Here is a 23,733-nt window from a genome sequence, read left to right as displayed (position 1 = left end):
AGATTCGTCACCGGACAATCCTTTCCCGGTTCCCCCGCCGACGTCACCGTCGGTCTCTGCCAGAATCGCCCGCCGGATTCGTCGAAATCGACAGACTCCCCTTCGACAGCACGTTTTCCGTCAAGGCGAACAGCAATGCGGTCCGCCGGGTCAATTCCTCGACCAGGACGTGCTCGTGATCGGCGTGCGCTCCGCCGCCGACCGCGCCGAGCCCGTCCAGTGTCGGTACGCCCAGCCCCGCGGTGTAATTGCCGTCCGACGCGCCGCCGACCGCGGCTTCGGTCAATTCCGGCAGGCCGAGCTCCCCGGCCAGTTCTTGAGCCAGCCCGAACAACGCGGCCGAGGAGGACGCTTCCAGCGGCGGCCGGTTGATGCCGCCGTGGACGGTGATCCGCGCTCCGGCCAGCCTCGGCTGCAGAGCCCGGACTTCCCGGTCGATGCGAAGCTGTTCTTCCTCGTCCCACACCCGCACGTCGACCTCGACGGCCGCCGCGGCCGGCACGGTATTCACCGTGGTACCAGCGGAAAGCACCGTCGGCACCACGCTGGTCCCGCGGTCCGGATCGGCGAGTGCGGCCACCGCCAGCACCTGGTGCGCGATCTCGATCCCGGCGTTGATCCCCTTCTCCGGTTCGAGACCGGCGTGCGAGGCGCGCCCGGCCACCTCGATCCGGTAGTGCGACACGCCTTTGCGCCGGGTCTTGATCGCCCCGCCGTCCGCCGCGGCTTCCAGCACAAAGGCCGCCGCGCAGCCGCGTGCTTCCTCTTCGATCAACCCGCGAGACGACGGCGAGCCCAGCTCTTCGTCCCCAGTGACCAAAATGGACAATCCGGCGCGGTCCGGCAGTGCCGCCGCGACGTGCAGCGCCATCACGACCCCGGTCTTCATGTCGAAACATCCGGGCCCGCGCAACACCCCGTCGCGCACCGAGAACGGATGGGTGGCAAGGGAACCCATCGGCCACACCGTGTCGTGGTGGCCGAGCAGCAGCACCCGGGCCGGACCGTCGCCGAACCGCCAGCGCAGATGCGTCCGGCCGTCCAGGATGATCCGTTCCGGTTCGACGCCGAGCAACTCCTTGCCGAGCCCGGCGAGCACGTCGGCGCTGTGTGCCACCGCGTCCAGGTCCGAGGACGGGGATTCGCAGCACACCAGCGTTTCGATGTCGGCCAGCAGCGCGTCCTGGCTGAATTCGGTCATCGTGGTTCTCCTCGTAGCGGCTGGCCTGGGAACGCGTCAGTGAGCAGCTGCCCGTCGCGGACCACCGGGGTGCCGCTGACGAACAGGTGCCGGACGCCGACCGCCGGCCGGGTGGCGTCGAAGTACGTCGCGGTGTCGGTGACCGCGGCCGGGTCGAGGACGACGATGTCCGCGTCCGCGCCCACGTTCAGCCGTCCCTTGGTCAGCGCGCCCGGCGCGACCTCGTCGAGCACGCGAGCGGGCAGGTAGGAACAGCGCCGGAACGCCTCCAGCCAAGTCCAGGCCCCGGTCTCGCGCACCATGAGCCGCAGCGACTTCGAGAACGTCCCGGCCGTGCGCGGATGCGTCGCACCGCCCGGCGGGAGCGGCCATTCGGTGGATTCGTTGGTGCCGTCGGGCCAGTACACCGGCATCGCGTCGCTGGCGACGATCGAGTCCGGGAACGCCAGCGTCTGGTGCAGCAGAGCGCGGTCCGCGGCGTTGTCCTCGTCGAGGAATTCGAGGATGCACGGCGCCCCCGGATTCTCCGCCCGGACCTGCAGCAGCCTGCCCTCGTCGGCGATCCGCTCGCCGGTCTCCAGCAGCACCACCCGGGTCGGGTTGAGGCCCTTCATCTTCAGCCGTTCCGGCGAGATGAAGAACGCGCCGACCGCGGTGCTGCCCGCGCCGTAGGGATAGGCCTCCACGGTCACTCGCGAGCCCGCCGAACGCCCCGACTCCAACGCCGCCAGGACCCGGTCGACATGGCGGCCGGACGTGCTGTTGACGTGGCAGTGATGCATCGCCGCGCCGGTTTCGGCGGCGGCGATCGCGATCTCCTCGGAACCGTCGATCGGCGTGCCCGGGTCCACCTCGACCAGTTCGCGAACGTGCGTGTAGGTGGGCGCGCTGGCCTGCTTGGCCAGCTTCGCCAGCGCGAGGAATTCGGCCGGATCGGTGGTCGGCGCGTAGCCGAGCAACACGCCGACGCCGAGCGCGCCGGCCGCCAGCTCACCCTCCACAAGGGACAGCCAGGCGGCGAGTTCGGCCTTCGACGAGGACCGCTGCCAGGCCGGATTCCCCAGCACCGCGAGCCCGGTGTCGATGTTCGCGTCCGGTTCGATGCCGGCCAGCACCTGCGCCCGGGCAGAACCCCAGGAAGCCGAGAAGCCGTAGTGCAGCGGCCGGCCCGCCTTGGCGGCCTCGGCGTAGGCCCGTTCGATCGGCATCAGCCCGGCTTCCAGATCGAGCGCCGTGGTGACGCCGTCCATCGCCTGCAGCCGCTGGCCCGCGATGGAGTGCACGTGGCTGTGCAGATCGATGAACCCGGGCCCGACGATGTACCCGGCGACATCGATCTCGACCTGGTCCTCGGCGGCCGGCAGCCCCGGTCCGACGGCGACGATCGCGCCGTCGGACACGAGCACGTCCGCCGTGCCGTCGAAACCGGTAGCCGGGTCGATGACGCGACCGCCACGCAACAGTGTCCGCATTCTTCGCCTCCTAGCCTCGCTGAGGCGACCCTAGGAGCTTTCGCGGGCGGTCCGTTCGTCCCGCTGTACGAATCCGGGCGGGCAGATCCATCCGAGCGCACTAACTCAGACAGCGCGACGCACCCACCGGCAAGGACCTACTGGGCGGTGCGGTTCGCTGCCTCGGCGGGTTCCGGGTTCAGCAGCGGTGCCGCGGGCTCGCGACGATGAGCGGGCCTTCGCCGCTCGGCGGAGCTGGCTGGGGGCGCCGGGCGAACCTGGGACGAAGGCGCGGCGTGGGCCGTCCCCGCACCGGCCCGGACAGCGGCGGCCGGTTCCCGAGGTGCCGGTGGCGCCTCCCGCTTTCCCCGCCCGGTAACCAGGTCAGCGATCTTCCCGATCAGCATCCCCAGCAACGGAAGCCAGACCGGGCACAGCATGAGCGCCAGCAGCGGCCCCATGATCTGGAAAACCATCAGAAAAGCGTGCATGACCTGGTCAGTCCTTCCCGGTTCCGGCCATCGGCGCCGCGAGCGCGCGCACCGCACCGTGCGGCGGCGGCCGGACGCTGTTGACGTTCTTGTTCATCGATTCGGCCACTTCCGCCGCCAACAGCCCGGCGACGCACCGCGGCAGCACGCACTCCCGTTGCGGTTCGCTGGCTCGTCAGGTCCTCGGCCGCCGCCGTCGGCACCCACGTCCGCAGGTACGCCGGCGGCACGTGCTCCTGGTGGATCGTCGCGAACGCCGCCGGGTCGCCAGACCCTGCCTGGACCAGCAGCTCCGTCTCCATCAGCCCTGCAGCCTGAGCGCGGCGACCGGGCAGGCGCGCACCGCCGCGTCCACGAACTGCCGGTCGGCTTCCGGCGGAGTCTCGTCCAGCACCCGCACCGTGCCGTCGTCCCCGACCTCGAAGAACTGGTCGGCCATCGCCTCGCACATCCCCAGGCCCTCGCACTTGCCGCGGTCGGCGACGATCCGCATCACGCCGCCTCCCGCACGACCGGGACGAAGTCGACCTTGTCGCGCACGCCGCAGTCCGGGCAGGTCCAGTCGTCCGGGATCTCCGACCAGGCGGTCCCGGCGGCGAAACCCTCCAGCTCGTTGCCCTCGGCGACCCGGTAGACGTAACCGCAGCCCGGGCATCGCGCCGCATCGACGTCGTCGGCCAGTCGCGACCGGGCGTCCGCCGTCGTCGTCTCCGCCGGGTCGTGCAGGAGCGGGTACTTCTTCAGCAGCGCCGGCAGCTTGCCCGGCTGCACGTTGGCCTGCCGGAGGTCGCCGTCGAAGTGCCGGTAGACGCGCGGGTCCATCACCCGCCGGAACCACGGCGGAACCAGCGCGACCGCCATCATCCCGGTGTAACCGGTGGGCAGGACCGGGCTTTCCTTGAAATCGCGCAGGGTCTGGAAGCGCCGGGTCGGGTTCGCGTGGTGGTCGCTGTGCCGCTGCAGGTGATAGAGCAGGACGTTGGTGGCGACATTGTTGGAGTTCCAGGAGTGCGCCGGCGTCACCCGCTCGTACCGGGTCTTGGTTCCGGTGACGACCTGCTTGCGCAGCATCCCGTAGTGCTCCATGTAGTTGACGATCTCCAGCAGCGAAAACCCGAACACCGCCTGCACCAGCAGGTACGGCAGGATCCCGACGCCGAGCCAGGCGATCAGCCCGCCCCACAGCACCGCGCTCATCAGCCACGCGTTCAGCACGTCGTTGCCCAGGTGGAACGGGTGGCTGTGCTTGCGGGCGTAGCGCTTCCGCTCGACACCCCAGGCGCTGCGCAGCGACCCGACGACGGTGCGCGGCCAGAACCGGTAGAAGCTTTCCCCCAGCCGGCTCGACGCCGGGTCCTCCGGGGTGGCGACGCGGACGTGGTGGCCACGGTTGTGCTCGATGTAGAAGTGCCCGTAGAAGCATTGGGCCAGCGCGATCTTGGCCGCCCAACGCTCGGTGCTCTCGCGTTTGTGACCGAGTTCGTGCGCGGTGTTGATGGCGATCCCGGCGACCGTGCCGAGCGTGACGGCGAGCCCGATCTTGCCGGCGACGGACACCTCGCCGCGGGCGAGCATCCACGCGCCGAACCCGAACCCGGCGTACTGCAGCGGCAGGAACAGGTAGGTGATCCAGCGGTAGTAGCGGTCCTCCTCCAGCGCCTCCATCACCTCATCCGGCGGATTGGTGTGGTCATAGCCGGCGACGAGGTCGATCAGGGGAATGAGCACCAGCAGCACGACCGGGCCGAGCCACAATGCGGCGTCGGATCCGGTCGCGGCGCGCAGCCCGATCGCGGCGAACGGGAGCAGCGGCACGATGAGCCCGAGCAGCCACAGATGCCGTTTCCGGTCGTGCCAGCCGGTTTCGCCGTTCGCTCCGGCGAGGCGGTACTTCTTCATGGCGGCCTCCACACGGTCGTTGGGTGGTTTCCTGACGGTAGGAATCCGCGGGCGGCGAAACACTGGTCGCGAAACCGAAACCGGGGGCGGCGTTGGGTCCCGGGCACGAACCGGCGGGGGCGCGTACGGTGCTGCAGGTGACGTCGACGGCTGCCGCCACCCTGGTCAAGGTCGCGGATTCGGTATTGGCCGAGCTCCCGCGGCTGGTCGCGCGTCTCGTCGGCGAGGTCTCCGCCGAACTGCCCGCGCTGGCTCCCGACGCGCAGGTGATGGAGCTGCTGGAAAGCACGGTCCGGGAGAACCTGGTCACGGCGCTGAGCGTGCTGGGCGGCACCGCCCGCCCCGTCGACGTCGGCGCCCCGCCGGTAGCACTGGAGTTCGCCCGGCGGCTGGCCCAGCGGCGGGTGCCGATCACCGCGATGCTGCGCGCGTACCGGCTGGGCCAGGCCGCGTTCCAGCAGGAGATGATCTCCCGGATCGCCCGGGAGCCGGTGCAGGCCGCGGACGTCGCGGTCGCCGCCACCGAACTGTCCCACGTCGCGTTCACCTACATCGACAAGATCTCCGAGGAAGTCGTCGAGGCCTACCAGCTGGAACGCGACACCTGGCTGCGCCACCGCAACGCCGCCCGGCTCGCGAAGGTGCAGGCCGCGCTGTCCGGCAAGCCGATTGACCTGGCGGAGGTGGAGAAGACCCTCGGCTACGCCCTGTCCGACCGCCACGTCGGCGCGGTGTTGTGGTGCGGCCCGGAGCTGGACGAGAACGCCCGGCTGACCACTCTGGAACGGCACGCCGCCCTGTTAGCCGGCGTGCTCGGGGCGACACCGCTGGTGGTCGCCCCCGACGCGTCGACAGTCTGGGCCTGGTTCCCGACGGCGGCGGTCGATCTGGACGCGGTATCCGCCGCCCTCGCCGGTTCCCCCGAGCCGGTCCGGGTGGCGCTGGGCGACCCGGCCAGCGGACTGCCCGGTTTCCGCGCGACCCACCAGCAGGCGCGTCAAGCCGAAGCAGTCGCCCAGATGACCGAGCGAACCCAGCCCCGCGCGGTGACCGCGGCCGCGCAGCTCGGGCCGCTGGCCTTGGTGGCAGCCGACCCGGCCGGGGTCGCCGGTTGGGTGCAGTCGGTGCTGGGCGCGCTGGCCGACGACGACGAGGCCCACCAGCGGATGCGCGAGACGGTATGGGCCTATTTGTCCAGCGGGAGCAGTCTGATGGTGGCGGCGCAGGAGCTGCACCTGCACAAGAACACGATCCAGTACCGGCTCCGGAAAGCCGAGCAAGAGCGAGGGCGTCCGCTGGCGGAGGGACGGATCGACGTGGAGGTGGCACTGCTGGCTTGCCGGCTGTTGGGGTCGGCGGTGCTTCGGGCGGTCGACTGAGGTCTGCCTGCTGGCTGGGGACAACCGTCGGTTGGATTGCGCGCGTCTGTCAGCCGAGCGGTCCGCTGGTTTATCCGTGAAGGGCTCGTTGAGGGACTTGGATTTCCTCAAGGAGCCCTTCACGGATAAACCGGGCAAACTGGCCGATTCGCCGGGTTGTGCCCGAGACCAGCCGGTCCGCGCAACCCCAGTCCACGGACCGATGCCCGCGCCGCCTCGCCCCGGGAAGCTTCTGGTCACGTCGCCGGCCGGGCGCGGTTCGCTCCGGTCGGCGGCGCACCCAGATCCCCGACGCCGAGGACGGAGCCATGCGAGAAGCAGGACTGGTAGTCGTCGGAGCATCGCTCGCCGGACTTCGCGCGGCCAGCACTGCCCGGCGGGCCGGCTACGACGGCCCGGTCACGTTGATCGGGGCCGAACCGCACCTGCCCTACGACCGGCCGCCGTTGTCGAAGGCGTTCCTCGCCGATCCGGATTACGCGCCGCCGCTGCTCACTGATGCCGGCATGCTCGCCGAGCTGCGCATCGATCTCCGGCTCGGAGAACCGGCGTCCGGCTTGTCTCTCGCCGAGCGGGAGGTCCTCATCGGACAGTCGAGCGTGCCGTTCGACTCGCTGATCCTCGCCACCGGCTGCGCGCCCGTCGTGCTTCCGGGGCTCGAAGCCGGACATCCGCTGCGGACCCTGGACGACGCTCGCGCTATCCGCGACCGGATCCCCGCCACTGACCAGGCGGTCATCGTCGGCGGCGGATTCATCGGCGCGGAACTCGCGTCCGCGCTGCGCGAACGCGGTGCGAAAGTCACCATCGTCGAAGCCGCCGACGTTCCGCTGGTCCGCGCGGTCGGCACCGAGATGGCGGGCGTACTGGCCAGTCTGCATCATCGCAACGGGGTGGATCTCCGCTGCGGCACCACTGTGACCGCGCTCGACCCCAAGGTCACGCTCTCCGACGGCAGCGTTCTGGACGCCGATCTCGTAGTTGTCGGCATCGGCGCCCGCCCGGCTGTCGGCTGGCTCGACGACAGCGGAATCCCGGTCCACGACGGCGTGCTGTGCGACGAAACTCTCTGCGCGGCACCAGGAATCTACGCCGCCGGGGACGTCGCCCGCTGGCACAACCCGCTGTTCGAAGCCACGATGCGGCTGGAGAACTGGACGTCCGCCGTGGCGCAGGCCGAAGCCGCCGCGCGCAACGCGGTCGGGCCGGCCGCGTCCCCGTTCGAGACCGTGCCGTATTTCTGGTCCGACTGGTACGGCAACCGGATCCAGATGGTCGGCGTCGTCACCGGCGACGTCACCCTGCTCGGCCATCCCGAGGACCAGTCCTGGCTGGCCCTCTATCGCGCGGGCGACCGGCTGGCCGGCGCGCTCGCGCTGAACCAGCCGGGCCGGATCATGAAGTACCGCAATCGGATCGCGGGTCGCGCCAACTGGCGGGACGCGCTCGAGTTCGCCGCCGCTGTGCGCTGACCCTTGCGAGGACAACGATGAACCACGAACCCGCTGACGTGCTCGTGATCGGCTCCGGCTTCGGCGGCTCGGTGAGCGCGCTTCGCCTGGCCGAAAAGGGCTACCGCGTCACCGTGCTGGAAGCCGGCCCCCGGCGCACCGAGGAGACGTTGCCCGAAACCTCGTGGGACATCCGGAATTTCCTCTGGGCACCCCGGCTCGGCTGCTACGGGATCCAGCGCATCCATCTGCTGCGCGACGTCGTGATCCTCGGCGGTGCCGGTGTCGGCGGCGGTTCCCTCAACTACGCCAACACTCTCTACGAACCCCCGGCGCCGTTCTTCGCCGACTCGCAGTGGGCACACATCACCGACTGGCAGTACGAGCTGAAACCGCACTACGACCAAGCCCGCCGAATGCTCGGCGTGACGCAGAACCCTACCGTCACCGCAGCCGACGAGGTGCTGCGCGAGGTCGCCGACGACCTCGGCGTCGGCTCGTCGTTCCGGCTCACCCCGGTCGGCGTCTTCTTCGGCGACCAGGGCACTCCGGCCGGAACCGTCGTCCCCGACCCGTTCTTCGGCGGTGCCGGTCCGGCGCGCCGGACCTGCACCGAATGCGGGTCCTGCATGACCGGCTGCCGCGTCGGGGCCAAGAACACGCTGGACCGCAATTACCTGTACCTAGCTGAGAAGCTCGGTGCGAAGGTCGAGCCGATGACGACAGTTCTCGACGTTCGCCCGGCGCCGGAGGGCTACCTGGTCCGCACCGTGCAGACCGGCAAGTCGCCCCGCCGCCGGAAGAACATCCGCACCTTCCTCGCCCGCGAGGTCATCTTCAGCGCTGGCACCTACAACACGCAGAAACTCCTTCACCGCGCCCGGGAGACCGGAGCACTGCCGCAGCTCTCCCCCGCCTTGGGCCGGTTGACGCGAACCAATTCCGAATCCATCCTCGGTGCCAAATCGAAACGCAAAGACGTCGATTTCACCCGCGGCGTGGCGATCACCTCGTCCATTCACCCGGACGCCCACACGCACATCGAACCGTGTCGCTACGGCAAGGGCAGCAACGCGATGTCGTTGCTGCAAACCGCGCTCACCGACGGCGGCAAGTCCGTCCCGCGCTGGCTGACCTGGCTGGCCGCGTTCGCCCGAAACCCGCGAAATTTCACCTGGTTCTCGCCGCGCCGCTGGTCCGAACGCACCATCATCCTGCTCGTCATGCAAACCCTGGACAATTCGATCACGGTCTCCGGCCGCCGAACCCGCACCGGCCGGTACACGATGACCTCGGCACCCGGGCACGGCGAACCGAACCCGACCTGGATCCCGGAAGGAAACGAAGCCGCCCGCCGAGTCGCGGAAAAGATCGACGGCATCGCCGGCGGTACCACCGGCGAGATCCTCAACATCCCGATGACCGCGCATTTCATCGGCGGCTGCGCCATTTCCGACGATCCCGGCCAGGGCGTGCTGGACCCGTACCAGCGGGTGCACGGACATCCCGGCCTGCATGTCGTGGACGGCTCGGCGATCTCCGCGAACCTGGGTGTCAACCCCTCGCTGACGATCACCGCCCAAGCCGAACGCGCGATGTCGTTCTGGCCCAACCGAGGCGAGCCGGACCCCCGGCCGGCGCTGGGCGCGCGGTACGAACGCATCGCCGCGGTGGCCCCACACCGGCCGGCCGTACCGGCGGGCGCTCCCGCCGCGCTGCCCAACGCCGGGCTGTCGCACTGAAAATCAGAGTGCCCGGCAGGCCATGGCACCCGTATCGTCGCGCCATGGCCTGCCGGATCACCGAACTCGTCCTCGACTGCGCCGACCCGCAACGCATGGGCGATTTCTGGTGCGAAGTCCTCGGCTACGTGGAACTGGGCTGGGACGGCGACGATCTGGAAATCGGCCCGCCTGGCACCGGTTTCGGCGGCCCGCAACCGACGTTGATCCTCAGCCGCAGCACCGACCCGAAGCCCGCGAAGCTGCCGCTGCACTTGGACGTCAACCCGACCGACCGCGACCAGGAAGCGGAACTGGAACGCCTCCTCGCCGCGGGCGCTCGCCCCGCGGACATCGGCCAGACCGGGCAGGAGCCCTGGCACGTACTCGCCGACCCGGAAGGGAACGTGTTCTGCCTGCTCCGCCGCCGGGTGAACCCGGTGCCGGCTACTCCGCCCGAGCACGCGGCCTAACCAGCGACAGCGCTGCTCATCGCTGCTTTCCCGGCACGTCGATCCGGGCGAGGGTGCCGAGTTCCAGCGCCGTCCACAGCGCCTGGTCGGGGCCGAACACCAGACCGTGCGGCTCCGACCCCGGCGTGGGCAGGTCGTGCGCCTCGACAACACCGTCCGGCGTGATCGAGCCGACCCGGTTGCCGCCCCATTCGGTGAACCACAACGCGCCGTCTCCTCCGACGATGGCGTGCGGCCGGGATGCGCGGTCGGGCAGCGGGAACTCGGTCACCTCCCCGCCGACGGTGATCCGGCCGATCTGCCCGGCGGCGATCTCCACGAACCACAACGCGCCGTCCGGGCCGGCGGTGATCCCGACCGGTCCGGCCGCCTCGGTCGGCAGCGGGTGCACGGTGACCACTCCATCCGTCGTGATCCGGCCGATCGCGTTGGCCTGGTTCATCGTGAACCACAGCGCACCGTCCGGACCGGCGACGATGGCCGACGGGAACGCACCGGACGTCGGCAGGGGAAACTCCGTCACCTGCCCGGACACGGTGATCCGGCCGATCCGGTCGGCGTTGATCTCGGTGAACCACAGCGCGCCGTCCGGACCGGCGGCCAGCCCGTACGGGCCGGATTCCGGCGTGGGCAAAGAGAACTCCTTGACCACTCCGTCGGCAGTGATCCGCCCGATCCGGTGTGCCTGGTACTCGGTGAACCACAACGCGCCATCCGGGCCTGCCGTGATGACGGTCGGGCCGCTGTCCGGGTCAAGCGGCCAGCTTTCCGGCGCGCCGCCGGGAACCAGCCGGCCGATGTGCCCACTTCGCACCAACGTGTACCAGAGGGCGTTGTCCGGCCCGAGGGCGATCGCGTATGGCCCTTCGCCGGGGACCGGGAACTCTTCGATGCTGAGGGGGCTCATTCGGAACCTGCCAATCCGTGGTCGGCGGCGACGTGGACAGGGCCGGCCGGAGTGCTGGCCCTGATCGTTCGGACGTGTTCGGTGACAGTTCTACCGGCCAGTCGCCAGGCACTACCACCCGGCGCAGTTGTTCCTGAGCGCCAGCGCCGTTCGGATATTGCTCGCACAAGGCGCTTCCGAGGATCATGTCCTCCTCGCGGACCGACTGTCCACATCGGAATCCGGCGGAGCGATCCGGGTTATCGCGCTGGGCGAGGCAGTCGATCCGGTGCCCCGAACCAGCGCACCAAGCTCGGATCCCCGAACGCGGTGATCCGGGCGATTCCCTCCGCCGCTACCGTCAGCACCGCGGCACCGTACGCCCGGTAGCCCCCGTCCTCGTCTCGCACATACGACACCGCCGCCGGCTGTCCGCCGTTCGCGCTCGTCGGCAGCATCCGCCACCGGCCTGGTTCGCCGAAGACCTGCCCGGCGAGGAATGGCACGCAGTAACGCTTTCCCGCGAACCAGGTCCGCGCCGGCGGGAACTCCAGCACCGCGTCGTCCCGCAGCACCGTCCGCAGCTTTTCGGCATCCGCGTTCTCGAACGCGGAGATGTACTGTCCCAGCAACGCCTTCCGCGCCGGTTCGGCGATCTCCGGTACTTCGTCCGGAACCGGCGAGTACTCCTCGATCCGTGCCCTCGCCCGTTTCAACGTGCTCTTCACCGCGTCCGTCGTCGTTTCGAGCGCCTCGGCGACCTCGGCCGCCGACCAGCCGAGGACGTCGCGCAGCAACAGCACCACCCGCTGCCGCGCCGACAGGTACTGCAAGCTCGCGATCAATGCCAACCGCGTGCTGTCGCGGCGCGCGACGATCGCCGCCGGGTCGGTCAGCGCATCCGGGACCGGCTGGATCCAGGACACGTTCGCGTCGGCGAAAACCAGCGGTGCCGCGACGTCGTCCCCCGGCGCACCGAGCCCGGCGGGCAGCACCCGCCGGGACCGGTGCTGCAGGAAGGTCAGGCACACGTTCGTCGCGATCCGGAACAGCCAGGTCCGCACGGACGACCGGCTCTCGAACTCCGCGAACGCCCGCCACGCGCGCAGATACGTTTCCTGCACGATGTCCTCGGCGTCGTCGAGAGAGCCGGTCATCCGGTAGCAGTGCGCGAAGAGCTGCCGGCGCAGCCCTTCGGTCCGCGCGACGAACTCGTCCCGCTCGCCCGTTCTCGCCATCCGGCTCCTCATACCGGGCGGTAGCGGAGGCCCGCGACGCCGCCGTCCAGTTCATCCCGTTCAACCAGTTTCAGCTCGACCCGCGGCGCACCGTCGGCGAACAGCCGCTTCCCTGCACCCACCACGATCGGGAAGACGAGCACGCTCAGCTCGTCGACCAGGCCGTGCCGCAGCAGCGAAGCCGACAAGGTCGCGCTGCCGTACAGCATAAGGTCGCCGCCGCGCTGCCGTTTGAGTTCAGCCAGCGCGCCCACCGCGTCCCCTTCGAGAACAGTCGCGTTCCAGTCCAGGTCGCCGGTGAGCGTGGTCGACGCGACGAGCTTCGGGATGCTGTTCAGCCGGTCCGCGTACGGTCCGGACGCGTTCGGCCACGCTTTCGCGAACAACTCGTAGGTGCGCCGCCCGCACAGCAAGTAGTCACAAGTGGACAAATGGGCCAGTGACCGTGCCGCCGCCTCGTCGCCGAAATAGGCCGGGGCCCACCCGCCGTACGGCGATTCGCCGAACCCGCCCGGGTCCTCGACCACGCCGTCCAGCGTCATCAGGGTGGATACGATGATCTTTCGCATTGTCTCTCTCCTTCGCAGACCGACCCCGTACAGACCTCGCCGGGTCGCCAAAGGGGTCGCTCCCCGGAGAACTCGCGGTCGCGGTTCGGAGTACCCGGACCCGGGCACACGGAATTCCGCGGCCGGAACCGGCCAACCGGGTGATCTTGTCGACGCGAGATGCGAGGCTCGCGCTTACCGTCTTCGTCAGGAGCCCCGGATGTCCATGCCGCAGGGATACCCACCGCTGCCCGCCGCGCCGGTCCGCCGCCGGGCACACCTGCCGACCGGCGCGGCCGCGGCCGCCCTTGCCGGCTGCACCGCGATCGCACTGGTCTGGTTCGTCTTCGCGAACGTGCTGATCGGCGGCACGTTCGACCGGTGGTCGGGTGCGGTGTGGCTGAACGTCGTGTCCGGTCTGGTCTCCGCGCTCGTCCTCGTCGTGCCTGCCGGTTTCCTGCTCGCCCGGCACCGGTGGGCGGCATGGACGCTGTTCGGGCTGTGCCTGGTCTGCCTGGTCGGGATCGTGGCCGTGCCGATGCCGCCGGGCACCAGCTTCGGCCACCACCTGGACTTCGTACTCGGTTTTCACAAGAGCAACGGAGTTCCGATCGGGCTGGCCGCGATCTTCGCGTTCCTCACCGCGATCGCCGCCGCCGTCTCCGCCACCGTGCGGCCGTCTGGCCGTTGACCCCAGCGGTGGCACCCGACCGCCAGGCAACCACGTGTCATGGCCGCGTATCAGCGGTGCCTTCGTTGCGATGGTGCATCGCGCGATAACGACCAGGTGCGTGACCGACGACCCGTTTGAAAGCGCGTGCGAACGCGAATTCCGAGTCGTAGCCGACCTTCCGGGCGATCTGACGCAGCGGGGCTTGGCCCTCGCGCAGCAGTTGCGCGGCCACGGTCATCCGCCAGATGCCGAGGTACTCCATGGGGGTGTGCCCGGTCGTCGACGTGAATCGGCGGCTGAACCGGGCACGCGGGACGCCGACGGCGCGCGCGAGTGCCTCCACGGTCCAGGGTTTGCCGGGGTCGTCGTGCAAGAGCGCGAGCGCGGGGCCGACAGCAGGGTCGTGGAGCGCGTGGGCCCACCCGACCAGCTGGTCTGGCTCGCCGAGAAACCAGGATCTCAGGGTGTAGGTGAAGAGCAGGTCGAGCAGCGAGGCCACCACTGCGGGCGTACCGCGGCCGGAGTGGTCGACCTCGGTGGTGAGCAACTGGACGGCGGCGGCGAGGCTGGTGCCGCACATCTGGTCCGCCGTGACGTGCACGACGTCAGGCAAGGAGGCGATGAACGGGTGCTGCGGTGCCGGTTCGAGCAGGTACGCACCGCAGACCAGGACAGTCTCGGGACCGTCGCCCTCGATGACGAGGTCGGTGGCCGACAGTTCCTCCAGGTCGGCACCGAACAGCTCTCGCACGGTCGGGGCCGGTCGGCCTGGGGTGTCGGCGACGACGTGCCCAGCGCCGGACGGCAGCAACGCGACATCTCCCTGGGCGAGATGCAGAGCCTGTCCGCCGTCAGGGACGAGCACGTAGGAACCGGCGATCACGACGTAGATCGTGGCGATCGATCGCGACTCGAACGCGATGCCCCAAGGAGCGCGCAGCAGCGCCCTGCCGTAGACAACGCCGCCGCGCCGGAGGGCGGCGACGACCTGGCCCACGACGTCGGCCACCTGATCGCGCTCACGACCGACCGCTTTCGCCGTCACCGCCACACCCGATTCGCTCCGACATGGCGCCGATCGGATATGAATCTGTCGAGAGCTGTCATGGCGTGCGTCGATAACCCATTCATACGGTGAGGTCGTTGCCGATTCGACCCTACCTTGCGAGGAACGCGTGCCGACCACAGTTCTTGTTCTCGGCGGGACCGGCCGCACCGGACGCCGTGTGGTGTCCTTGCTGGCCAAGCAGGGACACCAGATTCGGGCGGCGAGCCGCACCCCGGGGAGCCCGGAGGGACCGGTGACGCCGGTCCACTTCGACTGGAGCGACCCGGCGACCTACCCGCCCGCGCTGGAAGGCGTGGACGCGATCTACCAGTGGCTGTCGATAAGCCCCGACCCGACGGCAGAGGTCGCGGCACTGCTGGACGACGCCAAGACCGCCGGGGTTCGCCGGGTGGTCCACCTGTCCAACGCGACGGCGCATCTGTCCGGCGAGGACTTCCCGATGCAGTGGGCGGAGCGATTCCTCGAAACCGGACCGGTGCCCGCGACAATTCTGCGTCCCAACATCTTCGCCGAAAACTTCTCCGAACATCCCGCGATCCTGCAGGGCATCCGCACCGGCGTCGTCGCGGTTCCCGCGGGCGATGGCCGGGTCGCGCCGATCTCCGTTGAGGACATCGCCGCGGTCGCCGCCGTCGCCCTGACCCAGGACGGCCATCAGCACAAGACATACTCCCTGACCGGACCCGATTCACTATCCTTTTCGGACATGGCCGCGATCGTGGGCGCCGCCGCGGGAAAGCCGGTGCGGTACCAGGCGACGGACCCGGCCGAGTTCCGCGAAACCATGCTCGGCGGGGGTACTCCCGGTCATGTCGCGGAGTTCTACGCCACCATGTACGAAGGCATCCGCAACGACCGGGCCGCCGACGTGACCGATGACGTCCAGCGGATCACCGGCCGGCCGCCGGTCTCCTTCGCCGACTACGCCCGTGCCGCGGCAGCCCGGTGGCGCTGATCAGCCGGCCCTGTCTACGAACGCGTACCGGACCGTGGCCGCATCGACGTGCCCGTGCAGGCTGGTGCTCCGCCGGAGAGCAGTTCGGGGACGTACTGTCCACAGTGGACTCTTAGCTCGGTTGATTCAGTCCACCGGCAGGTAGCATCCACCGTCCTGCGCGGTGGCCAGGTCCGCATAGGTGGAGGCGCTGGTCAGGAACCGGGCCTGCACGACGCGGACATACGCGCCGCCAAGGGGGAAGACCAGCATGAGCTTCGGCCCGTCCTCCCGGCGCAGGACAAGCCCCCGCCACAGGTTGTCCAGGAACTCGACGATGTCACGTTCGATCTCGTCCGCGAACCAGCGGTGCTTCTCGTGCGACAAGTCGTAAAGGTCAGTGTCGATGTCGTAGGCGACTCGCCGGTCCAGCGAATCCTGCGCCACGAACTCCAGTCCGATCCAGCGGGCGGGATCGACGACAACGGTCGCCTGCCAGCCCTTCCCGGCAAGCTGCCACCGCGACGCAGCGCCCGACATCTCAGCGTCTACCGTCCAAGCGGCGCGCATCGGAAGTTCGCGCAGGTAACTGAGGAGCCGGGTGCCCGAAGTCATGCACTCACCATCTCACGCGCGTCACTGCGCCAGCGGCGGAATCACCGTGATCGCCTGCCCGGTTCCAAGAAAGTCGAACGTCGCGAACTGCTGCTCGTCCCCCAGCCGTGCCTCCAGGCGTTTCAGCTTGCCGTCCGCATCGACCCAGTACCGCACTCGAGCGCCGTCCGCCGACGGAGTGCGACCGGCCTGCTGCGGGCCCTCGAAGACGTCCACCGTGGCACCGTCGATGATGTCTGTACGGAGCCAGCGTGCCGAACTCTGTTGCAGCAGCAGGGCATTGTCGGGACGGTCGGCCGCGAGGTTGACGAGCAGTCGCAGTGCGCCGTCGAGTTCGGAGCCGGTCTTGGCGAACGGGCGGACTTGCCAGTCCCCGGTGGGCGGCGGGTCGACCGGAGCGGTCGCCGGGTTGGACAGGAATGCCAGGCCGGACAGGTTCCACTGCAGCAGGCCGGCGCTGGTGACGTCGTTGCGGCCGTCGGTGCGCATCGCCGCGTAGCCGACGTGGCCGACGAAATCGACCCGCCCGGTCAGCCGGAGCGCGCCGCCGGAGCTGGGGATGCTGCCGGTGAACCGGGCGTTCTTGCCGGTGTAATTGGTGAACCGGACCAACGCGAGCCGCTCGGCCTCCGAAGTGGACAGTGCGCGCGGTTCCGGCGCGCCGCACCCGGCCAGGACCAGCACGACCAATAGCCAGGCACGCTTCACGACCGTACCGCCGCGCGGTCGGCGAATAGATTCTCCGGCGGCACCGAGACAGTGGCGAGATCCACGAATCCGGGCAGGCCGCGGGCCGGGCGGGCGGGCACGGTGGCCGCCTCCGGCAGTTCGGGCTGCACGGGCGGCGCGGCGACTTCGGTGAACGGCACACCGGGCGGAGCAGCGGTCCTGGCTATCGGCACGCCCGGCCCGGCCGCGCACTCGCCCAGCCCGTCCGGCTGTTTCGTGCCGAGCTGATTGTCCTTGAAGCAGTTGCCGACGCCAGGAGCGCGCGCGGACGCGGTGTACGCGAAGTCGACGCCGTTGCCGGTGATCACGTTTCCCTCGATCCGATTGCCTTGCGGTGCCAGGTCCTCGCTGGAGCCGATCGCCAGCCCGGTCGTCGAGTTTCCGGTGATCCGGTTGCGCGTCAGCAGGTTCCCGCGCCCGCCGGCCAGCCCGATGCCGATCCCGTACGCGCCGTCGGCCTGCGCGGGCGAGGCCGGCTCGGCGTTGCCGGTCACCAGGTTCCCGGCGATCGTGGCGTTCTCCTGCGGCACGAACGCCTCCTGGTAGTCCGAATTGGAGGTCAGGCCGACCCGGTTGCCGGAGAACCGATTGCCGAGCACGTACATCTTCCCGGACGCGTTGGTCCCTTCGTAGCCGACCGCGTTGCGTTCGGCTACGTTCCGCTGAACGGCGATGTCGCACGGCTTGCACTGTCCGATGTAGATGCCGGAATCGGCGCTGCCGGACGCGTAGCTGTCCTCGACCACCCCGTGCTGGCTGTCGAACGCGTAGATGCCGTAGAGCGCGTTGTTCGACGCCGTCACGTGCGAAACCCGGAAGCCTTGCAGCGGCGGGAACGCCGACGGGTCAAGCTTGTGATAGCCGTCGCTGCCGCGGGCGAGCCCGCCGTTCTGATCGCTGAGCCCGGTGACGAGCACGCCGTTGAGCGTGTGGTTGCGGACCGTCAGGTTCTCCACGCTGACGCCGGACGCGGTCACCACGATCCCGTTCGCGCGCCGGACCTCCCCGTCGATCACCACCCCGTCCCGCTTCGTACCGCGCAGCGTCACGTTCGGAGTCTTGATCTGGACGGTTTCCTTGTAGACGCCAGGATCCACTAGCACCAGGTCGCCGTCGCGCGCAGCTTCGACCGCCTCGGTGATGGTCTTCGCGTTCTGCGGCACCCGGATGATTCCAGAATCGGGCCGTACCGAGCTTCCGGCGCATCCGGCCGCGACGAGACCGGCGATCAGCAGCACCAGACTGAGTTTTCCACGCACGAGCGGAACTTTAAGCGGTGCCTACGACAATCCCGTCATCCCGGCCACCAGCGTCACCCGAAGAGGGGGTTTCCGATCCCGGTTCCGGAACCCGGCCGCGCAGTGTGCAGAATACGACGGTGAATGCGATATCGCGGCGAAACCTGCTGCTCGGAGCGGGTACCGCGGCCCTCGCCGCGGGCTGCTCGGCGGCACCGGCGATCCCTTCGGCGACCAGCCCGTACGGGGTACATCAGGCCGGAGTGGAAACTCCCGCTCAGCGACACTGCACGGTATCGGTGTGGAACGTCGCCGAGCCGGACCTCGCCGCACTCGGCCGCGAAGTCGGCGCGCTGCACGCGAATCCGGCACTGAGCGGACTGCCCGTCGACGACCTGACCGCGACGATCGGCTTGGGCCCCAAGCTTTCTCCGGCCGTCGCCGCGCTGCCGGAGTTCCTCGGCGATCAGGTCGCGCCGAACGACCGCGGCGGCGATCTGCTGCTGCAGGTCTGCGCAAGCGACCCGGTAACGGTGTCCCTCGCGACCGGCCTGCTCGGCAAGGCTGTCGGAGGAACGGTGCGGTGGCGGCAAACCGCCTTCCTGGGACCAGGCAGCCCGGCCCGCAACATCCTCGGTTTCCCGGACGGCATCGTCCAGCCGGCCGAGCCGGCGAAAGAAGTCTGGCTCGACGACGGCGGCACCATCGCCGTGCTCCGGCGAATGCGGTTGAAAGTCGCGGACTTCCTCGCCCGCCCGGTCACCGAACAGGAACGGGTTTTCGGGCGCCGCAAGTCCGATGGGACTCCACTTTCCGGCGGCGCAGACGTCGATCTCGGCGCGAAACGTCCGGACGGCCAGTATCTCATCCCCGCGGACGCCCACGTACGTCTGGCACATCCGATGTCGGCGGGAGTGCCGACTATGCTGCGCCGTTCCTACAACTACGACAACGGCGACGACGACCGCGGGCTGTTGTTCATTTCGTTCCAACGCGAACTACGCACGTTTGTCAACACCGCCTACCGAATGGCCGACGGAGACGCGCTCCTGCGCTACGCCACCACCACCGCGTCCGCGGCTTTCCATATCCTCCCCGGGTTCTCCGCCGAAAAACCCTTGGGCAGCTAAACGGCGGGGGTGCCGAAACCGGCACCCCCGCCTTTCAGCTGCTTAGGACTCCTTGCGCCGACGGCTGCGCGCCGCCAGCAGGAAGGCGACACCGGCGGCCAGAAGCAAGGCACCGATCCCGGACGGGAGCAGGATGTCGAATCCCGTCGAGGCCAGCGGACCGTCCTTGCCCTTCGGCCCCGGCGGGCCGACCGGGGCCGGTCCGGCGCGCAGACCCGCGTCAAGCGTCAGGTCCTCCCGCCGGTCCGGTCCGAGCGAGACCACCCGGGTGCACCCGCTCGCCTGGTCCGCAGCGGAGTTCTTCCCCTGCTGCCCCTGGTTCGCCACCGTGAAGCCGGGCTTCTTCGCGCTGTCGGGCAGGCTCGAAATGTCGAAGCACACCTGGTACTTGCCGTCCGGCAGACCCGGGAACAGGTACTTCCCGTCCTGGCCGGTGGTGGTCTTCGACAGCTGCTTGCCGCTGCCGTCCTTCAGCACGACGGTGACGTCCCGAACGCCGGGCTCGCCCGGATCCTGGATGCCGTTGCCGTTCTTGTCCAGCCACACGAAGTCGCCCACCTGGTTGGCCGGCTCGACCAGGCCCAGGTCGATCGTCAGGTCCACCCGCTTGTTCGGACCGACAGTGGTCGGCTTCGCGCATCCGGTCACCGGGTCGGCGTCGGAGTCCTTGCCCGCGTCGCCCTTGCCGGTCGCGGTCGGGACGTAGCCCTTCACCGCGGCAGGCATGTTCCTGAGGTCGAAGCAGACCTGATAGGTGCCGTCCGGCAGCTTGTAGAACCCGTATTTGCCGTTGGCATCGGTGGTGGTCTTGGCGACCTCCTTGCCGTTGCCGTCCTTCAGCATCACCGGGAAGCCCTTGACGCCGGGCTCGCCCGGGTCCTGGATCCCGTTGCCGTTCTTGTCGATCCACACGAAGTCGCCGAGCTGGTTCAGCTCCGGCTGGACCGGCGCGACCAGACCCGCGTCGAGGGTCAGGTTGTCCGGACCCAGTGTCACCGGTTTCGCGCACCCGGTGGCCGGGTCCGCGTCGGAGTCCTTTGCGGAATCGCCGGCGTTGACCTTGGTCAAGGTGTAGCCCTTGACCGCGTCCGGCAGGTTCGCCACGTCGAAGCACACCGTGTAGCTGCCGGCCGGCAGCCCGGCGAAGAGGTACTTGCCGTCCGCGTCGGTGGTGGTCTTCTTCTCGCCGTCCTGGCTCTTCAGCGTCACGGTGACGCCGTTGACGCCTGGCTCGCCACTGTCCTGCAGGCCGTTGCGGTTCTGGTCGATCCAGACGAAGTCGCCGAGCTTGAACACCGGCTGTTCCGGCTGCACCAGGCCCGCGTCGATCGTCAGGTTGTCCGGCCCCAGCTTGACCGGCTTCGCGCATCCGGTCGTCGGATCGGCGTCGGAGTCCTTTGTGGAATCGCCGGCGTTGACCTTGGTCAAGGTGTAGCCCTTGACCGCGTCCGGCAGGTTCGCCAGGTCGAAGCACACCGTGTAGGTGCCCGCGGCCAGCTTGTCGAACAGGTACTTGCCGTCCGGACCGGTCTTGGTGTTCGCCAGTTCCTTGCCGTCGCCGCCTTTCAGCACGACCGTGACGTCCGGGACGCCCGGCTCGCCGTCGCTCTGCAGACCGTCCTTGTTCTTGTCGATCCACACGAAGTCGCCGAGCTTGAACTCGCCTGCCGACGGTGCGACCAGACCCGCGTCGAGCGTGAGATCTTCGCGCTTGTCCGGGCCGAGCGTGGTGGTCGGCGTGCACCCGGTGGCCGGGTCGGCGTCGGAGTCCTTCGCGTCATCGCCCGCGTTGGCCTTGGTCAGGCGGTAGCCCTTGACCGCGTCCGGCAGGTTCGCGACGTCGAAGCACACCTGGTAGGTGCCGTCCGGCAGATTGTCGAACAGGTACTTGCCATTGGCGTCCGTCGTCGTCTTGCCGAGTTCCTTGCCCGCGCCGTCCTTGAGCACGGCCGTCACGCCCTGCACGCCCGGCTCGCCGTCGCTTTGCAGACCGTCCTTGTTCTTGTCGATCCAGACGTAGTCGCCGAGCTTGTTCGCCGGGGCGACCAGGCCCGCGTCCAGGGTGAGGTCCTGGCGCTTGTCCGGGCCGAGCGTCGTGGTCTTCGTGCAGCCGGTCGCCGGGTCGGCGTCCGAGTCGAGCGCGGGGTCGCCGACGTTCGGTTTGGTCGCCCGGTAGCCCTTCACCGAGTCCGGCAGGTTCGCCAGGTCGAAGCACACCTGGTAGGTGCCGTCCGGCAGATTGTCGAACAGGTACTTGCCGTCCGGTCCGGTCGTGGTGGCGCCCTTTTCGGCGCCCGCCCCGTCCTTCACCGTGACCTTGACGCTCTGCACGCCGGGCTCGTCCGGATCCTGCACTCCGTTGGCGTTCTTGTCGATCCACACGAAGTCGCCGAGCTTGTTGTTCTCCTGTTTGGCAGTTAGTCCGCCGTCCACGCAGTGGTCGACCGAACCGGGCTTGCCGGTGGTCACCGTCGCCTGCCCGGTCGCCGGGTCCACGTTGGAGTCGATGCACCGGTCGACACCGGCTTCCTTCGCGGTCCACGCCAAGCTCGCCGGTGGTGGCGCGCCCGGGAGTTGGCTCGTGTCCGCGCCGGAGTAGTCGAACTTGACGTGGTAACACGTCTCCGGCTTGAGCCCATCCGACGTGCCGAAGTAGTACTCGCCCTTCGCGTCGGTGGTCTTCGTCGCCACCGCGGCGCCGCCGGAACACGGAATCGCTTCCGCCTTCACGCCCGGCACCGGCAACTCGTTGCCGTCCTGGATGCCGTCGCGGTTGGCGTCGAACCAGATCCGGTTGCCGATCTGGATCGGCGCGAGGTCGCAGAGCGCCTCCAGGTCGGCGAGGCCGTTCGCCTTGCCCCAGCCGTCGCCCATCTTGTCGTCGTCGGTGACGTTGACCCGGTAGGAGTTGCTGTGCTGGGCGTTCTGCATCGAACCGTCGGTGCGGTCGAACCAGCCGACGCCGCCGGAGCGGACGTTGATCGGGTCCATCACGATCGCCGGCATCCGGGTCTCGCCGTAGAGGATCGCCATCGCACCCTGCGAGGTTTCCTGGTGGACGCCGGTGCCGTCGCTCTGCGCCCAGAAGTCACCCGGGTAGTACTCGACGACGTTCGCCGGTTCACCGCCCGCGTTGTCTCCCTTGTGGTTGTTCGCGCAGCCCTTCGTGCCTTCCCAGGCGAACGAGCCGTCCGCCTGGCGGCAGGCACGGTTGAGGTCGCCGCCGGTGTAGGTCTCGTACGTGCCGGCGGAACCGTCCGGCGCGGGGATGTCCGCGCCGCCCTGATCGCCGAACCGGTCACGGAAGTCCAGCACTAGGTCGCCGTTCTTCTCGACGCCGACGTCGGTCATCAGCGGCGACGGATAGGTGCTGTGCTTGAGGTCGCCCTGGCCGGAGTCCGCCCAGTTGTCGCTCCACGGGTACCAGACGTCGCTGCCCTTGCGGTGCACCGAAGCCGCGCCGCGCGGGAAGTCCAGCGGCTGGGTCAGCACCGGGGCGCTGAACGCGGAGCCGTCGAACGTCATCACGACGGCCCTGAGGTCAGCGCGCTTCTTCGACGATTCCGCCGAGCAGACACCGCCGACGTAGACCTTGCCGTCCCGGACGCCGAGCGCACCGGGACGCCAGTCCGCCGCGTCGGGACAGGCAGTCGCCGGGATCGCGTAGGAACCCTTGGGCGCGCCCGCGGTGGCGCCGGTGGCGTCGAACGCGTAGAGCTTCTTGTCGTTCAGGTTGACGGCGTAGAGCGTGCTGCCGTCCTCGCTGATGTCGATGTCGCCGAGCGCCTGCTTGCCCGGCACGCCGAAGAACTGCCCGTCGAAGTTGGCGTTCATCGCGTGCTGCGTGGTACCGGCGTTCGGCACGGTGGCGAAGAGCGTGGTCGTACCGTCCGGCTTGGTCGCGTAGATCGCGCCCGCACCGCCGGGACCGTAGGCGGCGAGCCGCTTCGCGTACGCGCCGGAGAAGATCCGCTTGTCTTCTTTCCGGTACGCGATGCCGAAGACGGTGCCCGTGTCGCCCTGCTTCGCCGCCTGCTTGGGGTCGGCCGTGCCGCGCTGGGTGAACGGGAAGGTGACCAGTGAGCGAGACGCGGGCGCGGCATTGCTGCTGCCGTCGTGCTTCCGCGCGCCGCGCTGGCACCCGGTGACCAGGGTCGGGTTCGCCTGGCAGTAGTCGGAAGGGTTCCAGACACCGACCGTCAGCTCGACCGCCTTGCCGCCGGAAACGTCGGCGAACGAGGTCATCGAGGACAGCCCGTTGCCCGCGGGCGCAGGCTTCAGGTACGGCATCGAATCCGGGATCTTGGTCTCCACCCGGTACTTCCCGCCAGTGAGCCCGGTCGTGGCCACGGTGACCGCGCCGTCGGCGCCGGTGGTCCCGGTGGCGGTCTTCCCGTCCGGTGCGGTGACGGTGACCCCGATTCCCTGGACGCCGACTTCGAGCGCGGCTTCATAGGAGCCGTTGCCGTTGACGTCGCGGATGACGTGCACCTTCAGCGTGCCGTCCGAGGGGTCCGCGGCAGCCGTTGGCGGCGACGCGACGTAAACCGTCCCCCCAGCGAGAAGGACCGCGGCCAGCGCGATCCCGAATGGCCTTCTCAACTTCG

At 69.3% G+C, this 23,733-nt stretch carries 20 protein-coding genes and 1 pseudogene; 7 read left to right on the top strand and 14 right to left on the bottom strand.

Features of this window, described 5'->3' with window-relative positions:
* Positions 1 to 43: 43 nt before the first annotated feature.
* The 6 genes and pseudogenes from AMYBE_RS0138925 to AMYBE_RS0138900 all read right to left on the bottom strand — a co-directional run bounded on the left by AMYBE_RS0138925 (position 44) and on the right by AMYBE_RS0138900 (position 5,042).
* Positions 44 to 1,201, bottom strand: coding sequence for a M20 family metallopeptidase (locus AMYBE_RS0138925; RefSeq protein WP_020664819.1), 1,158 nt, complete (start codon positions 1,199 to 1,201; stop codon positions 44 to 46).
* A pseudogene (locus AMYBE_RS0138920) lies at positions 1,198 to 2,676 on the bottom strand (amidohydrolase family protein); the annotation flags it as partial. The gene AMYBE_RS0138925 and the pseudogene AMYBE_RS0138920, both read right to left, overlap by 4 nt.
* Before the next feature lie 134 nt (positions 2,677 to 2,810).
* On the bottom strand, positions 2,811 to 3,143 hold the full coding sequence (locus tag AMYBE_RS0138915; RefSeq protein WP_020664817.1) for a hypothetical protein: 333 nt from the start codon (positions 3,141 to 3,143) through the stop codon (positions 2,811 to 2,813).
* Between the two features lie 7 nt (positions 3,144 to 3,150).
* Entirely contained in the window at positions 3,151 to 3,291 is a 141-nt protein-coding gene (locus tag AMYBE_RS45315; protein ID WP_020664816.1) for a hypothetical protein, read from the bottom strand.
* 153 nt (positions 3,292 to 3,444) lie between these two features.
* A complete protein-coding gene (locus AMYBE_RS0138905; protein ID WP_020664815.1) occupies positions 3,445 to 3,636 on the bottom strand; it encodes a ferredoxin in 192 nt (63 codons plus the stop codon).
* Positions 3,636 to 5,042: a fatty acid desaturase gene (locus AMYBE_RS0138900; protein ID WP_027928479.1), complete on the bottom strand. Its 1,407-nt coding sequence runs from the start codon at positions 5,040 to 5,042 to the stop codon at positions 3,636 to 3,638. The genes AMYBE_RS0138905 and AMYBE_RS0138900 overlap by 1 nt, the downstream gene beginning before the upstream one ends.
* 137 nt (positions 5,043 to 5,179) lie before the next feature.
* Here AMYBE_RS0138900 and AMYBE_RS0138895 point away from each other — a divergent pair, with 137 nt between their 5' ends.
* The 4 genes from AMYBE_RS0138895 to AMYBE_RS0138880 all read left to right on the top strand — a co-directional run bounded on the left by AMYBE_RS0138895 (position 5,180) and on the right by AMYBE_RS0138880 (position 10,066).
* On the top strand, positions 5,180 to 6,421 hold the full coding sequence (locus AMYBE_RS0138895) for a PucR family transcriptional regulator (protein WP_154676420.1): 1,242 nt from the start codon (positions 5,180 to 5,182) through the stop codon (positions 6,419 to 6,421).
* A gap of 308 nt (positions 6,422 to 6,729) precedes the next feature.
* On the top strand, positions 6,730 to 7,893 hold the full coding sequence (locus AMYBE_RS0138890) for an NAD(P)/FAD-dependent oxidoreductase (protein ID WP_020664812.1): 1,164 nt from the start codon (positions 6,730 to 6,732) through the stop codon (positions 7,891 to 7,893).
* A gap of 17 nt (positions 7,894 to 7,910) precedes the next feature.
* Entirely contained in the window at positions 7,911 to 9,614 is a 1,704-nt protein-coding gene (locus AMYBE_RS0138885; RefSeq protein ID WP_020664811.1) for a GMC oxidoreductase, read from the top strand.
* Between the two features lie 44 nt (positions 9,615 to 9,658).
* Entirely contained in the window at positions 9,659 to 10,066 is a 408-nt protein-coding gene (locus tag AMYBE_RS0138880; RefSeq protein WP_020664810.1) for a VOC family protein, read from the top strand.
* Positions 10,067 to 10,082: 16 nt separating this feature from the next.
* Here the strand turns inward: AMYBE_RS0138880 and AMYBE_RS0138875 are convergent, their stop codons facing one another.
* The 3 genes from AMYBE_RS0138875 to AMYBE_RS0138865 all read right to left on the bottom strand — a co-directional run bounded on the left by AMYBE_RS0138875 (position 10,083) and on the right by AMYBE_RS0138865 (position 12,759).
* Positions 10,083 to 10,988 carry a Vgb family protein gene (locus tag AMYBE_RS0138875; protein WP_425386973.1) on the bottom strand — a complete coding sequence of 302 codons (906 nt, stop codon included), beginning with the start codon at positions 10,986 to 10,988 and terminating at the stop codon, positions 10,083 to 10,085.
* Positions 10,989 to 11,212: 224 nt separating this feature from the next.
* Entirely contained in the window at positions 11,213 to 12,190 is a 978-nt protein-coding gene (locus tag AMYBE_RS0138870) for an RNA polymerase subunit sigma-70 (protein ID WP_020664808.1), read from the bottom strand.
* An 8-nt stretch (positions 12,191 to 12,198) separates the two neighbouring features.
* Positions 12,199 to 12,759, bottom strand: coding sequence for a dihydrofolate reductase family protein (locus AMYBE_RS0138865; RefSeq protein WP_020664807.1), 561 nt, complete (start codon positions 12,757 to 12,759; stop codon positions 12,199 to 12,201).
* Between the two features lie 199 nt (positions 12,760 to 12,958).
* Between AMYBE_RS0138865 and AMYBE_RS43090 the strand changes: the two genes are divergently transcribed.
* On the top strand, positions 12,959 to 13,429 hold the full coding sequence (locus AMYBE_RS43090) for a hypothetical protein (protein ID WP_020664806.1): 471 nt from the start codon (positions 12,959 to 12,961) through the stop codon (positions 13,427 to 13,429).
* Between the two features lie 37 nt (positions 13,430 to 13,466).
* Here the strand turns inward: AMYBE_RS43090 and AMYBE_RS0138855 are convergent, their stop codons facing one another.
* Positions 13,467 to 14,456, bottom strand: coding sequence for an AraC family transcriptional regulator (locus AMYBE_RS0138855; RefSeq protein WP_154676418.1), 990 nt, complete (start codon positions 14,454 to 14,456; stop codon positions 13,467 to 13,469).
* Positions 14,457 to 14,586: 130 nt separating this feature from the next.
* On the opposite strand from AMYBE_RS0138855, the gene AMYBE_RS0138850 reads away from it, so the two are divergent.
* The gene (locus tag AMYBE_RS0138850) at positions 14,587 to 15,435 is read left to right on the top strand and encodes an SDR family oxidoreductase (protein ID WP_027928478.1); all 849 of its coding nucleotides are present in this window, start codon (positions 14,587 to 14,589) and stop codon (positions 15,433 to 15,435) included.
* A gap of 126 nt (positions 15,436 to 15,561) precedes the next feature.
* On the opposite strand, the gene AMYBE_RS46525 is transcribed toward AMYBE_RS0138850, so the two are convergent.
* Genes AMYBE_RS46525 through AMYBE_RS0138835 form a run of 3 tightly spaced genes read right to left on the bottom strand, consistent with a single transcriptional unit; the run spans position 15,562 to position 18,017 of the window.
* Positions 15,562 to 16,029 (bottom strand): hypothetical protein, encoded by a 468-nt coding sequence (locus AMYBE_RS46525; protein ID WP_020664803.1) that lies wholly within the window; start codon positions 16,027 to 16,029, stop codon positions 15,562 to 15,564.
* Positions 16,030 to 16,050: 21 nt separating this feature from the next.
* Entirely contained in the window at positions 16,051 to 16,737 is a 687-nt protein-coding gene (locus tag AMYBE_RS0138840) for a hypothetical protein (RefSeq protein ID WP_020664802.1), read from the bottom strand.
* Positions 16,734 to 18,017 carry a right-handed parallel beta-helix repeat-containing protein gene (locus tag AMYBE_RS0138835; RefSeq protein WP_027928477.1) on the bottom strand — a complete coding sequence of 428 codons (1,284 nt, stop codon included), beginning with the start codon at positions 18,015 to 18,017 and terminating at the stop codon, positions 16,734 to 16,736. The genes AMYBE_RS0138840 and AMYBE_RS0138835 overlap by 4 nt, the downstream gene beginning before the upstream one ends.
* A gap of 119 nt (positions 18,018 to 18,136) precedes the next feature.
* On the opposite strand from AMYBE_RS0138835, the gene AMYBE_RS0138830 reads away from it, so the two are divergent.
* A complete protein-coding gene (locus tag AMYBE_RS0138830; protein WP_245573335.1) occupies positions 18,137 to 19,126 on the top strand; it encodes a Dyp-type peroxidase in 990 nt (329 codons plus the stop codon).
* 42 nt (positions 19,127 to 19,168) lie between these two features.
* Here AMYBE_RS0138830 and AMYBE_RS43605 read toward each other — a convergent pair whose 3' ends face one another.
* Entirely contained in the window at positions 19,169 to 23,728 is a 4,560-nt protein-coding gene (locus AMYBE_RS43605) for an SdrD B-like domain-containing protein (RefSeq protein ID WP_051124848.1), read from the bottom strand.
* Positions 23,729 to 23,733: the final 5 nt, after the last annotated feature.

It is taken from the genome of Amycolatopsis benzoatilytica AK 16/65 (assembly GCF_000383915.1).
In the GTDB taxonomy this organism is placed as follows: domain Bacteria; phylum Actinomycetota; class Actinomycetes; order Mycobacteriales; family Pseudonocardiaceae; genus Amycolatopsis; species Amycolatopsis benzoatilytica.
Note: the sequence above shows the minus strand (reverse complement) of the source record. Positions and strands in the feature narration are given on the sequence as shown.

Coding starts and splice junctions, on each gene's coding strand:
- AMYBE_RS0138925 (WP_020664819.1), bottom strand. CDS start 1,201: ATGACCGAATTCAGCCAGGACGCGCTGCTGGCCGACATCGAAACGCTG.
- AMYBE_RS0138915 (WP_020664817.1), bottom strand. CDS start 3,143: ATGCACGCTTTTCTGATGGTTTTCCAGATCATGGGGCCGCTGCTGGCG.
- AMYBE_RS0138905 (WP_020664815.1), bottom strand. CDS start 3,636: ATGCGGATCGTCGCCGACCGCGGCAAGTGCGAGGGCCTGGGGATGTGC.
- AMYBE_RS0138900 (WP_027928479.1), bottom strand. CDS start 5,042: ATGAAGAAGTACCGCCTCGCCGGAGCGAACGGCGAAACCGGCTGGCAC.
- AMYBE_RS0138890 (WP_020664812.1), top strand. CDS start 6,730: ATGCGAGAAGCAGGACTGGTAGTCGTCGGAGCATCGCTCGCCGGACTT.
- AMYBE_RS0138885 (WP_020664811.1), top strand. CDS start 7,911: ATGAACCACGAACCCGCTGACGTGCTCGTGATCGGCTCCGGCTTCGGC.
- AMYBE_RS0138880 (WP_020664810.1), top strand. CDS start 9,659: ATGGCCTGCCGGATCACCGAACTCGTCCTCGACTGCGCCGACCCGCAA.
- AMYBE_RS0138870 (WP_020664808.1), bottom strand. CDS start 12,190: ATGGCGAGAACGGGCGAGCGGGACGAGTTCGTCGCGCGGACCGAAGGG.
- AMYBE_RS0138865 (WP_020664807.1), bottom strand. CDS start 12,759: ATGCGAAAGATCATCGTATCCACCCTGATGACGCTGGACGGCGTGGTC.
- AMYBE_RS43090 (WP_020664806.1), top strand. CDS start 12,959: ATGTCCATGCCGCAGGGATACCCACCGCTGCCCGCCGCGCCGGTCCGC.
- AMYBE_RS46525 (WP_020664803.1), bottom strand. CDS start 16,029: ATGACTTCGGGCACCCGGCTCCTCAGTTACCTGCGCGAACTTCCGATG.